General features: G+C 33.9%; 14 protein-coding genes and 1 tRNA gene. 6 read left to right on the top strand and 9 right to left on the bottom strand.

Features of this window, described 5'->3' with window-relative positions:
- Positions 1-31 precede the first annotated feature (31 nt).
- The 3 genes from asnS to EQG68_RS00390 all read left to right on the top strand — a co-directional run bounded on the left by asnS (position 32) and on the right by EQG68_RS00390 (position 3,642).
- Entirely contained in the window at positions 32-1,480 is a 1,449-nt protein-coding gene (gene asnS / locus EQG68_RS00400) for an asparagine--tRNA ligase (protein ID WP_129462811.1), read from the top strand.
- An 87-nt stretch (positions 1,481-1,567) separates the two neighbouring features.
- Positions 1,568-3,031, top strand: coding sequence for an RNA polymerase factor sigma-54 (gene rpoN / locus EQG68_RS00395; RefSeq protein ID WP_129462810.1), 1,464 nt, complete (start codon positions 1,568-1,570; stop codon positions 3,029-3,031).
- Between the two features lie 5 nt (positions 3,032-3,036).
- Positions 3,037-3,642 carry a hypothetical protein gene (locus tag EQG68_RS00390; protein WP_129462809.1) on the top strand — a complete coding sequence of 202 codons (606 nt, stop codon included), beginning with the start codon at positions 3,037-3,039 and terminating at the stop codon, positions 3,640-3,642.
- On the opposite strand, the gene EQG68_RS00385 is transcribed toward EQG68_RS00390, so the two are convergent.
- The 9 genes from EQG68_RS00385 to EQG68_RS00345 form a co-directional block, all read right to left on the bottom strand.
- Positions 3,637-4,323, bottom strand: a complete 687-nt coding sequence (locus EQG68_RS00385) for a porin family protein (RefSeq protein WP_129462808.1) — start codon at positions 4,321-4,323, stop codon at positions 3,637-3,639. The genes EQG68_RS00390 and EQG68_RS00385 overlap by 6 nt on opposite strands.
- A gap of 74 nt (positions 4,324-4,397) precedes the next feature.
- Positions 4,398-4,871: an ExbD/TolR family protein gene (locus tag EQG68_RS00380; RefSeq protein WP_129462807.1), complete on the bottom strand. Its 474-nt coding sequence runs from the start codon at positions 4,869-4,871 to the stop codon at positions 4,398-4,400.
- Positions 4,872-4,887: 16 nt separating this feature from the next.
- On the bottom strand, positions 4,888-5,499 hold the full coding sequence (locus tag EQG68_RS00375) for an ExbD/TolR family protein (RefSeq protein WP_129462806.1): 612 nt from the start codon (positions 5,497-5,499) through the stop codon (positions 4,888-4,890).
- Between the two features lie 3 nt (positions 5,500-5,502).
- Positions 5,503-5,916, bottom strand: coding sequence for a hypothetical protein (locus EQG68_RS00370; RefSeq protein ID WP_129462805.1), 414 nt, complete (start codon positions 5,914-5,916; stop codon positions 5,503-5,505).
- A gap of 18 nt (positions 5,917-5,934) precedes the next feature.
- Positions 5,935-6,744, bottom strand: coding sequence for a MotA/TolQ/ExbB proton channel family protein (locus tag EQG68_RS00365; protein ID WP_129462804.1), 810 nt, complete (start codon positions 6,742-6,744; stop codon positions 5,935-5,937).
- Positions 6,745-6,824: 80 nt separating this feature from the next.
- Positions 6,825-6,915: transfer RNA gene (locus EQG68_RS00360), tRNA-Ser, on the bottom strand.
- Positions 6,916-6,990: 75 nt separating this feature from the next.
- Positions 6,991-8,019, bottom strand: coding sequence for an asparaginase (locus tag EQG68_RS00355; RefSeq protein ID WP_129462803.1), 1,029 nt, complete (start codon positions 8,017-8,019; stop codon positions 6,991-6,993).
- Entirely contained in the window at positions 8,009-9,145 is a 1,137-nt protein-coding gene (locus tag EQG68_RS00350; RefSeq protein ID WP_129462802.1) for a 1-acyl-sn-glycerol-3-phosphate acyltransferase, read from the bottom strand. Before EQG68_RS00350 ends, EQG68_RS00355 begins: the two co-directional genes overlap by 11 nt.
- 60 nt (positions 9,146-9,205) lie before the next feature.
- The gene (locus EQG68_RS00345; RefSeq protein WP_129462801.1) at positions 9,206-9,973 is read right to left on the bottom strand and encodes a TatD family hydrolase; all 768 of its coding nucleotides are present in this window, start codon (positions 9,971-9,973) and stop codon (positions 9,206-9,208) included.
- Between the two features lie 87 nt (positions 9,974-10,060).
- Between EQG68_RS00345 and EQG68_RS00340 the strand changes: the two genes are divergently transcribed.
- From EQG68_RS00340 to EQG68_RS00330, 3 genes are all read left to right on the top strand, one after another.
- Complete coding sequence (locus EQG68_RS00340) at positions 10,061-10,498, top strand: retropepsin-like aspartic protease (protein WP_129462800.1); 438 nt, start codon at positions 10,061-10,063, stop codon at positions 10,496-10,498.
- Between the two features lie 35 nt (positions 10,499-10,533).
- Positions 10,534-11,487, top strand: coding sequence for a T9SS type A sorting domain-containing protein (locus EQG68_RS00335; RefSeq protein ID WP_129462799.1), 954 nt, complete (start codon positions 10,534-10,536; stop codon positions 11,485-11,487).
- Between the two features lie 82 nt (positions 11,488-11,569).
- The gene (locus EQG68_RS00330; protein WP_129462798.1) at positions 11,570-12,526 is read left to right on the top strand and encodes a DUF4476 domain-containing protein; all 957 of its coding nucleotides are present in this window, start codon (positions 11,570-11,572) and stop codon (positions 12,524-12,526) included.
- The last annotated feature ends 19 nt before the right edge of the window (positions 12,527-12,545 follow it).

The raw sequence follows: 12,545 nt of genomic DNA, 5'->3' as shown, positions 1-12,545 counted from the left end.
CTAGTATATTTGCATAGTAAATTAAAACAAAATGAAGAAGCACACGAAAGTAAACGAATTACTAACTGCCACTCCTATTTTAACTGAAGTAACCGTAAAAGGTTGGGTTAGAACTTTTAGAAATAATCAATTTATTGCTTTAAATGATGGTTCCACAATAAATAATATCCAATGTGTAGTTGATTTTGAAAACACACCGGAAGAAACTTTAAAAAGAATTACAACCGGTTCAGCAGTTTCGTTAATAGGAACCTTGACTGAAAGTAAAGGAGCCGGTCAAAGAGTAGAAATTCAGGTTTCAAAAATTGAAATTTTAGGTGATTCGGATGCAGAAAAATATCCAATGCAACCCAAAAAACATTCATTAGAATTTCTGAGAGAAAATGCTCATTTACGTGTACGAACCAATGCCTTTGGAGCAATTATGCGAGTGCGTTCTACATTATCGTTTGCTGTTCATCAATATTTTCAAGAAAGAGGTTTTTACTATGTGAATACGCCAATCATTACAGGTTCTGATGCTGAAGGTGCCGGAGAAATGTTCAAAGTAACCGCACTACCATTCGATAACACCCCTAGAACGGAAGAAGGAAATGTGAACTACAAAGAAGACTTTTTTGGTAAAGAAACCAACCTTACCGTTTCCGGACAATTGGAAGCCGAAACCTATGCCATGGCTTTAGGTCAGGTGTATACGTTTGGACCAACTTTTAGAGCTGAAAATTCAAACACATCTCGCCATTTAGCTGAATTTTGGATGATTGAACCGGAAGTAGCGTTCAATGAATTGGCGGATAATATGGATTTAGCGGAGGATTTTATTAAATATGTTATCAAATATACTGTTGAAAAACACGAAGACGATTTGAAGTTTTTAGAACAACGTTTATTGGATGAAGAAAAAAACAAACCACAAGCCGAACGCAGTGAAATGAGTTTGTTGGAAAAATTAAATTTTGTTTTGGAAAATAATTTCAAACGTGTTACGTATACCGAAGCAATTGATATTTTAAGAAATTCAAAACCAAATAAGAACAAAAAATTCCAGTATTTAATTGAAGAATGGGGTGCCGATTTACAAAGTGAGCACGAACGCTTTTTAGTTGAAAAACACTTTAAATGCCCCGTTATTTTATATGATTATCCTGCAAAAATAAAAGCGTTTTATATGCGTTTGAATGATAATACTGAACCCGGAAAAGAAACCGTTCGAGCCATGGATATTTTATTCCCGGGAATTGGTGAAATTGTAGGTGGTTCACAAAGAGAAGAACGCCATGACGTCTTGGTTGAAAAAATGAAAGCATTAGGAATTGACGAAGAAGAATTATGGTGGTATTTAGATACGCGTCGTTTTGGAACAGCAGTGCACTCCGGATTTGGATTAGGATTTGAACGATTAGTACTTTTTGTTACCGGAATGACTAATATTCGCGATGTGATACCATTTCCGAGAACACCGCAGAATGCAGAGTTTTAAAAATGTTTCACGTTTCAGGTTTCAAGTTATTTTTAGTTCAGCAACTTGAAACCTGAAATCTTAAACTTTTAAACAACTATTTTTAAAATGTTAAAACAAAATCTACAGTTCAAATTATCTCAAAAATTATCTCCTCAACAAATTCAGTTGATGAAGTTGATTCAATTGCCAACGCAAGCATTTGAACAACGATTGAAAGAGGAAATGAATGAAAACCCGGCTTTAGAAGGCGGAAAAGAGGAAGATGACTATGCAGATGAGTTTGAGAAAGAAGAATTTGACGATTACGAAGAAGATGAATATGATCGAATTGATGCAGAAGACATTAACATCGACGAATACTTAAGTAACGACGAAACACCTGATTATAAACTTCAAGCCAATAATTATAGTGATGATGACGAAGACCGAGAAACACCTTTTGCTGCTCCGGTTACTTTTCACCAAGATTTGATTAATCAATTGAACACTTTTATTCTTTCAGAGGAAGATAGAGAGATAGCAGAATTTTTGGTTGGAAGTATAGATGACATGGGTTACATACGTAGATCCGTTTCAGACATTGTAGATGATTTAGCCTTTACGCAAGGTATTTATACTGATGAAGAATCAGTTGAACGCATTTTACACATTGTGCACGAATTAGAACCTTCAGGTGTGGGTGCACGCGATTTGCAAGAATGTTTATTATTGCAGCTCAAACATAAAACACCAACTGAATCGGTTAATTTGGCCATTGATATTATTGAAAATCAGTTTGAACAATTTACAAAAAAACATTACGATAAATTGCTTCATAAATACGGGGTTTCGCAAGATCAGCTTAAAAAAGCAATTGAAGAAATTGAAAAATTGAACCCAAAACCGGGTGGTGCTTTTACCGGAAATAATAAAATGGTTGAACATGTTGTTCCCGATTTTACTATTCGAATTGTGGAAGGAGAACTTGAACTTTTACTTAATGGGAGAAACGCACCTGAGCTTCATGTTTCCAAAGATTACCAAGACATGTTGCAAACCTACAAAGATTCTCGTGATAAATCGAATGCCCAAAAAGATGCCGTTCAATTTATCAAACAAAAATTAGATTCGGCAAAATGGTTTATTGATGCGATTAGACAACGTCAGGAAACATTGTTTGTAACCATGAATGCCATCATGCATTATCAACAAGAATATTTTTTAGAAGGCGATGAAACAAAGCTTCGGCCAATGATTTTAAAAGACATTGCCGATATGATTGGTTTAGATATTTCAACTGTTTCCAGAGTAGCCAATAGTAAATATGTGGAAACCCCGTATGGAACAAAACTTATCAAAGAATTTTTTTCAGAAGCCATGAAGAATGACCAAGGGGAAGATGTATCTACCTTGGAAATTAAAAAAATTCTTCAAAATGTCATTGAAGAAGAAGACAAGCAAAAACCGCTTCCCGATGATCAATTGGCTGAAATTTTAAAGGAAAAAGGTTATCCCATTGCCCGAAGAACTGTTGCAAAATACCGCGAACAATTAGACATTCCGGTGGCTCGAATGCGGAAAAAAATATAATTTTTTTGAAAAACATTCTCCCCATATTCTCGTATCTTTTTCATCCGCTTTTTATTTCGGTTTATGCGGCAGCTTTCTTTTTTATTTTATTTTTGGATTTCTTTGTCATGCAAGAAATCTACTTGTATATGATTCAAATAATAATCATTACTGTATTGATTCCAATTTCCTTATTTTATCTTCTCTTGTCTTTGGGAAAAGTAGATTCCATAATGATTGTTCAACTTTCTCAACGAAAATTTCCCTTGATGGTAAATTGTATTTTGCTATTAATTCTTACTCAAAAAAGTATAACAATTGATAGAATTCCTGAATTATATTTTTTCTTTTTCGGAGCTTTTTGGAGTACAGTTTTAGCGATAATATTGCTCTTCCTTAAAATAAAAGCAAGTTTACATATGCTTGGGATGGCAACATTAACATTTTTTATTATTGGATTAAGTTCAAAAGTAGAAGTCCCCTTACTTTACACAATAGCAACTTTCATAACCCTTAACGGATTCGTAGCTTCTTCACGATTACAAATGAAAGCTCACACATTTTTTGAATTGATAATCGGATTTTTTTGTGGAGCAATACCTCAATTTTGCATGTGGTATTTTTGGTTATAAGATATAAAATTGTAAGCCTAAATTTAAGGTACTTAACTCCATAGCTCTGCCTTCAAACTTTGCTTCAGATTTAAAAATCGTATTCAAACCATAGTACGCATAAAAATTCCAAGTGTTATATCCGGTTGCGAGGTAAACACCATATTGAAAAGCATTAAAATTTTCGTTATTATTAATTTTGATATTGCCTTCACTAGCAATAAAACGAGAATTATTGTAGAGCATGTAACTTAATTTTATCCCCGTATAAAGCCTGAAAAACTTATGTGATTCTGGTGTGGAAGTTCGCCATCTTAATTCTATTGGAAGATCAAAATTTATAAATGAAAATTGGTTTTTTTTGTAAGCAACATCATTATCGATTCTGGTAAATGTATAAGTATTTTCATTTTTAGAAATTAATAAATTTTGATTGTAAGCTTGATATGCAAACCCAAAACCAACAGCCACAGCCATTGTTCTGTTTTTATTAATTGGCATATCACGTAGAAAACCTAAATGAAGTCCGGTTGAAAATCCGTCTTGAGAAATTCCGCTGGGTTTATTTTGAAATAAGTTATAGGTAAAACCAAAATAGAATTGGTCTTCACGGTATAATGAATCGATTTTCTTTTCAAAGTACAATGTGTCTTGTGCGAATAATGTACACGAAAAGAGAAACATAAAAATAGTAATTTTCATAAAAGTCAAATCTGAATATAAAATTACAAAAAAAGCCACGCAAACGCGTGGCTTATGTATTTAAAATTATTGAATTAATTCGTTACTTTACCTTGATTGGTTGTATAATTAATTTTTAAAGCTTCAACTTTTCTTAATTCCTGTTTAATTTCTGTAACAAGACCCATTTTAACTTCTTTATCTACTTTGAGAGAAGTCGTTAAAACATTTTCTAATTCAGGTGGTCTTGCCGCTCTTTCTGCCAAAACAAAATTTCTTATCTCAGAAACATCAGAAAGACGATCATTCAATTGAATACGAGCCCCCTCACCATATTGTGAACGGTATTTTTCATGGGGTTTTCCGGCAAAAATAAACATCACACGGTCTTTCTTTTCCAGTTTCGTAACTTGATCAGCTTTCGGCAAAGAGTTTTGAATCTTCAAATCATTGTCTTTCATCACAGTTGCAACCATAAAGAAAAACAACAACATAAATACAATATCCGGTAAAGACGCTGTAGAAATTGCCGGCACATCGCCCCCTTTTTTCTTTTTAAATTTAGACATACTTCTAAAATTTATATTAATTACGTTTAGGCTCAGCTTCAGAAAGCTTTTGTGGAAACAAGGCTTGAATATCTTTAATTAAAGGCTCAATCTTTTCACGTTGAGCATCTCTCGTTTTCGGATCATCAAACATAGCTTCTAACTCACGAAATGTTTTACCGTATTTAGCCATACACTCTCTATCTCTTAAAAAGTAATAGGCTGCAACAAGTTCATTTTGAACGGAAATATAAGCTTCGTAAGAGGTTTCCGCGTCATTCTGAAGGGATATAACAGCTTTATCTGGATTATCAGATGAAGTTACATCTCTTGCTCCTTTGCAATAAGCACAGGTACCATCACCACCATTATCAAGAAAATCGATAGCTGCTTGTCTTAAATCATTAAGATCCATTGGTCTATCATCAACTAGTAATTGATCGTTTTTATTAATCAATACAGTAAAAATGTTTTTTTCTTTAATTTCAGGTGGGTCAATAACATCCTCAATCGGAGGCAACTTACGGTTAATCCCCTGATCGGTTTGAATCGTTGTGGTCACCAAGAAGAAAATCAACAGCAGGAACGCAATATCTGCCATCGATCCGGCATTCACTTCCGGTGCACCAGCTCTGTTTTTTCTTGCCATTTTTTACTTTTTTATTCTTTTATATCCTGAGAAAAACATCAATCCCAAAGCCGCAACTGCTAATATATAAAAAGCGTTTAGACCTGTACTGACCATTTTAGAGCCAAACGAAGAAACCTCACCACCATCTTTTAATGGCACCGGTGTTCCGTCAGCAAAAATAAAGGCTATTAGAATAACACCTAAAAACGCTCCAACACTGATAAGTGTTTTTTTCAAATCTTTTGAAGCAAGATTTTTAAGTGTATAAATTAATACCAATACAATTGCTATGAGTAGTGTTAAATAGGCAACATAAATAAATGGTTCAATCATTCCACCTTCCTTGGTGTCAGATGCCATAATTGTTGCCAGAAACACAATAGAAATTATACTTAATACAATAACTACTAATCTGGATAACTTTTTTAAGTTCATACTGATAGTTATTTTAAATTATTTTTTGTTTTTATAATCTACAAGGATATCAACTAAACTGATAGAAGCATCTTCCATATCGTTTACAATTGAATCGATTTTTGCAATAATATAGTTATAGAATACTTGAAGAATCATCGCAACAATTAGACCAAATACCGTTGTTAATAACGCTACTTTAATACCACCCGCTACAAGTGATGCATCCATGTTACCGGCAGCTTCAATTTTATCAAACGCTTGAATCATCCCGATTACAGTTCCCATGAACCCTAACATCGGTGCTAACGCGATAAACAATGAAATCCAAGATACGTTTTTCTCTAATTGACCCATTTGTACACCACCATAAGATACAACTGCTTTTTCAGCTGATTCTACACCGTGATCGATACGATCTAAACCTTGGTAGAAGATAGACGCAACCGGACCTGCTGTATTTCTACAAACTTCTTTAGCAGCATTTACACCACCTGATTGAAGAGCATCTTCCACATCTTTGATTAATTTTTTTGAATTTGTTGTAGAAAGATTTAAATAAATAATTCTTTCAATAGCAATAGCCAAACCTAAAATCAAACATAACAAAACGATCCCCATAAAACCAGGACCCCCTTGAATAAATCTTTCTTTTAACTCTTGCGTAAAGGGTTTGTCAGCAGTTGTAGTATCATCATCAGCAGTATCTACAGCCGCTGCTTCTTCTACAGGAGCTGGTGCTGCTGCTTCAACAGCCGGCTCAGTTGTTTGAGTTGTGTCTTCTTGTGCTTGAACTGTTCCAAACGTCATTAGACCTGTGATTGCCAAAATAGAAAATAATCTTTTCATTGCTTTTGTTCTTAATTTAATTAGTTAATCAGGTTAAAGGTATAAATTTATTTTTAATTTTATTACACATTATAAAAAAATGGCGGAGAGAAAGGGATTCGAACCCTTGATACCCTTTTGGAGTATACACACTTTCCAGGCGTGCTCCTTCGACCACTCGGACACCTCTCCTCATTGCTTACAACGTATTTTAAGAGTGCCAAATAACAAAAAAAAACTCACCTAGAAAAATTAATTTTGTTATTTTTATGACAATTCGCCTCGCAAAGATGTTTCAAAAATGGTTTTGAACACTTTAGCAGAAACATTTTGTCCTAAAAGGTACATCAATTTGGTGATGGCTGCCTCTGTAGTAATGTCTTTTCCTGAGATAACTCCTATCTTTTTAAGATAAGTACTCGTTTCATATTGCCCCATATTGACACTACCACCGGAACATTGTGTCACATTTATAACGTAAATTCCTTTTTTTATTGCCTTTTTCAAGATGGAAATAAACCATTCTTCGGTGGGAGCGTTCCCGGCACCATAGGTTTCCAGCACAACTCCTTTCAGATTTGGTATTTCAAATAAAGAAGCTAATACATTCTCATTGAGTCCGGGAAACATTTTTATTATGGCTACATTGGAGTCTAACTCTTTGTGAACCATCATTTTTTTTGTTGAGCTTCCCTGAAAAAGTGACTCATTATTAATTTTGATATGCACTCCAGACTCTGCCAAAGCAGGAAAATTGGGTGATGCAAATGCCTTAAAATGTTCCGCATTAATTTTACTGGTTCGATTTCCTCGGTATAATTTGTATTCAAAATAAAGACAAACTTCTTTAAAGACAGATTTTCCTTTTTGTTTTAAGGAAGCGATTTGAATGGCTGTAATTAAATTTTCTTTAGCATCTGTCCGCAAATCACCAATTGGCAATTGAGAACCGGTAAACACAATCGGTTTGGATAGGTTCTCAAACATAAAACTCAAAGCAGAAGCAGAATACGACATCGTATCGGAACCATGAAGCACCACAAATCCATCAAATTTTTCGTAATTGTCTTCAATAATTTGAGCCATTTCTATCCACTTTTGCGGATTCATATTCGAAGAATCAATTGGCTTTTCAAATGAAATGGTTTCAATATCGCAGTCCAATTGCTTTAATTCAGGAATCCGTTGGAGTAACTTTTTAAAATTAAATGCTTTTAACGCACCGGTTTCAAAATCCTTCATCATTCCGATGGTTCCACCGGTATAAATCAAAAGTATGTTGGCTTTAGAATGCATCGTGGTATTTCATCTTATTAGTCACCGGATTTGCATACATAGCAAGGAAGCTTTCCACCATTTTTGGATTGTTGGCATCAATTTTCATTTCCAATCTTCTTTCAAACAATGATTTTTCTTCTTCGGTATACAAATGGCGGTATTGATTGGTTTTATGCATTAAATCATAAGCAATAAAGTTAGTTGGCCATAGCTTATAAGAACTCAAAATAGAATCATCAATCACTTGTGCCAAAGCCTGAATTTGGCGATTGGAATTTTCTTCCTGCTGCTTAAGTTGATCTATTTCTGTTTGCAAAATATCGCCTACATGCATGTGGATCCGCTTTTTTTGTCCCATAATACCACTCAGCAATGTAATAAAATCTTCATTTTTCTCCTTAATATATACTTCATTATTCGCTTCAGCCATCAGTTGGGGCATTTTTAAAGCATCGGTTGGATCGTATTCATAGGAAATAGAAACGGGGACAATTTTTATTTTCTTAAAATAGTCCATTACATTTTGCTCATCAGAACCCATTCCAAGCATTTTTAAAACACCTTGATGGGTAGCATCGTTACCGTCTTTTGTTCTGCCTTCACGTTGAGCTATCCAAACGGAACGATTTTCTCGTAATAATAACTGACCGATGTATTCGGACATTAATTTGGAACTTTGTAACAACTCCCTTGGAGGCAACCCTCTTTGAACCAAAAAATTACGGTTCAATTTAGATAATTTAAGCAAAAAATCTTTCTTCACTAGATTATCGCCAATGGCAGATGCTGTCATCACCAAACCATGTTGATACAATGCTACATTTAGTAATGATGTATCCAAGATTATATCACGATGATTAGAAATAAAAAGGTAGGACGTGTTTTTTTCCAACTTTTCAAAACCGGAAGTTGTTAGCCCATCTGAACTGCGTTCAAGTACTTTTTGGACTGAATGATAAACGAAATTTATCTGAAAATCTCTGATTGAATGCGTTTTTTGAAGTTGGTCTATCCAAACTTTTTCCTCCACATCAGGAAAAGTAAAATTCATCAACGCTTTCATCATAGGGTGATGAATCACTGAACGAATTCCATCGTTTACTTCACTGTCGTAATAAGGTCGAATCGTATCAAATTTTGACATTAATCAGCTATTTAATGCACAAATGAACAAAAAAAATGTGACTTTTGAGATATGATATCGTTAAATCCCGAAAATTGCTTTTGAATTTTCAGTTGTAATTTTCGCTACTTCTTCAACTGAAATACCATAAATAGCAGCTAATTTTTCAGCAACTAAAGAAACATAACTACTTTCATTCCGCTTTCCGCGAAAAGGAACGGGAGCTAAATAAGGGGAATCCGTTTCAAGAACAATATGTTTCATGTCAATTTGGTGAAGAAATTGATCGATTTTTCCATTTTTAAACGTTACAACTCCGCCAATTCCCAATTTCATATTCAGTGAAATGGCTTGCTGAGCTTGCTCAAAATTTCCGGTAAAACAATGAAAAATACCAAATAAATCATCACTTCTTTCCGATTCTAACACTTCGAAAATCTCGTCAAATGATTCGCGACAATGAATCACAATCGGCAATTTATATTTTTTGGCCAATTGAATTTGATGTTTGAAGGCGTTTTTTTGAATTTCGAGGGTTGATTTATCCCAATATAAATCGATGCCAATTTCGCCGATGGCAATAAATTTTCGTTTCGCTAATTCAGTTTCGATGTGGTTTAATTCCTCTAGATAATTGGCTTTGACATAACACGGATGCAATCCCATCATTAAAAAAACATTTTCCGGATAATTTTCTTCTAACTCATACATCGATGGTGTACAAGTGGAATCGATAGCCGGAACAAAAAAACGAGTTACACCATTTGCAATAGCTCTTTGCATCATTTCATCACGATCTAAATCGAATTCTTCGGAATATAAATGGGTATGGGTGTCGGTTAAAATCATGCGGCAAAAATAGGTAAAATTCAAGATAGTCTATACGACTTTGTTTTGACTTTAATTTGAATTACTTTTGAACTTCAAAATTGCAAAATGAAGAACTTACAAGATCTTTTAAAAGATTCAGGATATAAAAAAATTGGTTTTAAGGTTTCTAAAACCCAACATTTATTGATAAAAGCCAGTATAAATGGTGTAAAAGGTAACTTTATTTTAGACACCGGAGCATCCAACAGTTGCATTGGATTTGATCAAGTTGAGCATTTTAACGTAAATGCCAAAGCTTCTAAAACTAAAGCCGCTGGTGCCGGAGCAACCGGAATGGAAACGCAAATTGGTAAAAATATCAGTCTAAAAATCGGTCGTTGGAAAACTAAAAATCTGCATTTGGTTATTTTCGATTTAACGCATGTCAATTTAGCCTTAACACAATACAAAGCCAAACCTGTTCATGGCATTATTGGAGCAGATATTTTATTAGAAGGCAAAGCCATTATTGACTATTATAATCATTGTTTGTATTTGAAATAATTGTGTTATTTTTGATTAATTCAAACGCTATCCTAATGAAAAGCAACCACATAAATCGTTTCATTTTTAGTTTTCTATTTAGCTTTTCGTTAATCTCAAACGCACAAAATAACACTTGTGATGTTACTGAACAATGTATTTATACAGTACTTCTGGAAAGTTTAGATAATTCGGGGTGGAATGGTAATTCTATGACATTTTATCAAAATGGGGAAGCCATTAAAACGATAGGGCTAAATTTTGTTGATGGGAGTATGTTTTCAGACACCGTTTTTTTATGTGATAGTTCTCCTTTTGAATTAGTTTGGAATGAAGGTGGGAATCATCCTGAACAAATCAAACTAAGAGTAATTAGTTCATTTGAACAAACAATATTCACAAAAAATTATGGAGAAGGAAACCCAAATTCTATAATTTTTTCAGGAATTTCGAATTGCACAACGGACTGTTGCTTTTTTTGGCCGTTTAATTTAGAATTTATTTCCAGTACTGAAACAACCGCTCTATTGAGTTGGGGAACTGATTACAACCCCCAACAATATGATATCTTTCTGACTACTGATTTATCCGAAAATGCTCAATCAAACTCATCCTTTATTACCGTAAATAGCAACCCCGCAGCGATAAGTAATCTTTTACCATGCACAAATTATAAGTATCAAGTACGTTATAGATGTTCAGAATTAGAACAAGGCTTATGGTCTACTGAAAGTGTGCTTTTTTCAACTGAATGTGGATTAAATCTTGATGAAAATCTGTTTGAAAATTTGAAAGTGTTTCCAAATCCTGTTGTTGATTTTTTATCAATTAGTAACTCTTCCGAAATCAATGAAATTGAAATAATTTCCGCTCTAGGACAACGTATAATTTTGTTAAAAATTAATCAACAACAAACAACCCTTGATTTAAGTATTTTGACATCCGGAATTTATTTTCTAAAACTAATAAGCGTTGAAGATTATGAAACTATTAAAATAATAAAAAGATAAATTAAATGATCTGTTTTTTTGGCATTATATTTGGAAATCTCCTTGCATAATACTTAATTTTAGAACTTTAAAACAATTGTATATGAAACTAAAAACTACTTTAACTTGTTTATTATTTATTGTTTCTGCCCTTTCTTTTGGACAGATTCAGCCATTTGGTCATTTAACCATTTTTTCTGAAGACGGTGATAAATTTTACTTGATTTTGAATGGAGAACGGATGAATGATGAACCACAAACAAACATCCGTGTAGAAGAATTAGTACAACCGTATTACAACGCCAAAATTATTTTTGAGGATAAATTACGACAAGAAATTTCTAAAAACTTTCTTCAAATTGCCGATGTTGATGGTGTTTTTATGGATGTAACCTATAAAATTCGTCGGGATAAAAACAAACCATCTAAAATGAAATTGAATTTCTTTTCGATGATTCCGGTGGTGGATGGCTTTATCCCTCCTTCTAATGTATATGTTCGCCGTTGGGGACAACCTGCTCCACCACAACAAGTAATTGTGCAACAATCTGCCCCCGTAGGTGTGGTTCAACAAACAACTACTACCACTACTACAACTAATGGAGGGGTGAATGCCGGTGTGAATGTTGGTGGTGTTGGGGTAAACATTTCCATCAATGACCCAATTATGACGGGGAGTACTACCATTACTGAAACTACTACAGTAACAACAACCGGTGGTGGAACTGCTGTAGTCGTTCAAGAACCTTTACAAGAGGGTTGTTATGGTGCCAGACCTATGAATAATGGGAATTTCAACAGTGCATTACAAACCATCAAAAACCAAGGATTCGATGAGTCAAGATTAAAAACCGCCAAACAAATTGCCCAAAACAATTGTTTAAACACCAATCAAATTGTAGAGATCTGTAAAATTTTTGCTTTTGAAGAAACTAAATTAGACTTTGCTAAATTTGCTTTTGATGCCTGTGTAGAACCGCAAAACTACTTTAAAGTAAACAATGTGTTCTCATTTTCATCAAGTGCAGATGAATTGAATGATTTTATTTCGAGGAGATAAGATATTATTTTATAAAAAA

The sequence above is a fragment of the Flavobacterium piscinae genome, from assembly GCF_004122145.1.
Lineage (GTDB): Bacteria > Bacteroidota > Bacteroidia > Flavobacteriales > Flavobacteriaceae > Flavobacterium > Flavobacterium piscinae.
Note: the sequence above shows the minus strand (reverse complement) of the source record. Positions and strands in the feature narration are given on the sequence as shown.

Excerpts from the sequence above, each read along its gene's own strand:
- asnS (WP_129462811.1), top strand. The coding sequence starts at position 32 with ATGAAGAAGCACACGAAAGTAAACGAATTACTAACTGCCACTCCTATT.
- rpoN (WP_129462810.1), top strand. The coding sequence starts at position 1,568 with ATGTTAAAACAAAATCTACAGTTCAAATTATCTCAAAAATTATCTCCT.
- EQG68_RS00385 (WP_129462808.1), bottom strand. The coding sequence starts at position 4,323 with ATGAAAATTACTATTTTTATGTTTCTCTTTTCGTGTACATTATTCGCA.
- EQG68_RS00380 (WP_129462807.1), bottom strand. The coding sequence starts at position 4,871 with ATGTCTAAATTTAAAAAGAAAAAAGGGGGCGATGTGCCGGCAATTTCT.
- EQG68_RS00375 (WP_129462806.1), bottom strand. The coding sequence starts at position 5,499 with ATGGCAAGAAAAAACAGAGCTGGTGCACCGGAAGTGAATGCCGGATCG.
- EQG68_RS00370 (WP_129462805.1), bottom strand. The coding sequence starts at position 5,916 with ATGAACTTAAAAAAGTTATCCAGATTAGTAGTTATTGTATTAAGTATA.
- EQG68_RS00365 (WP_129462804.1), bottom strand. The coding sequence starts at position 6,744 with ATGAAAAGATTATTTTCTATTTTGGCAATCACAGGTCTAATGACGTTT.
- EQG68_RS00355 (WP_129462803.1), bottom strand. The coding sequence starts at position 8,019 with ATGCATTCTAAAGCCAACATACTTTTGATTTATACCGGTGGAACCATC.
- EQG68_RS00350 (WP_129462802.1), bottom strand. The coding sequence starts at position 9,145 with ATGTCAAAATTTGATACGATTCGACCTTATTACGACAGTGAAGTAAAC.
- EQG68_RS00345 (WP_129462801.1), bottom strand. The coding sequence starts at position 9,973 with ATGATTTTAACCGACACCCATACCCATTTATATTCCGAAGAATTCGAT.
- EQG68_RS00340 (WP_129462800.1), top strand. The coding sequence starts at position 10,061 with ATGAAGAACTTACAAGATCTTTTAAAAGATTCAGGATATAAAAAAATT.
- EQG68_RS00335 (WP_129462799.1), top strand. The coding sequence starts at position 10,534 with ATGAAAAGCAACCACATAAATCGTTTCATTTTTAGTTTTCTATTTAGC.
- EQG68_RS00330 (WP_129462798.1), top strand. The coding sequence starts at position 11,570 with ATGAAACTAAAAACTACTTTAACTTGTTTATTATTTATTGTTTCTGCC.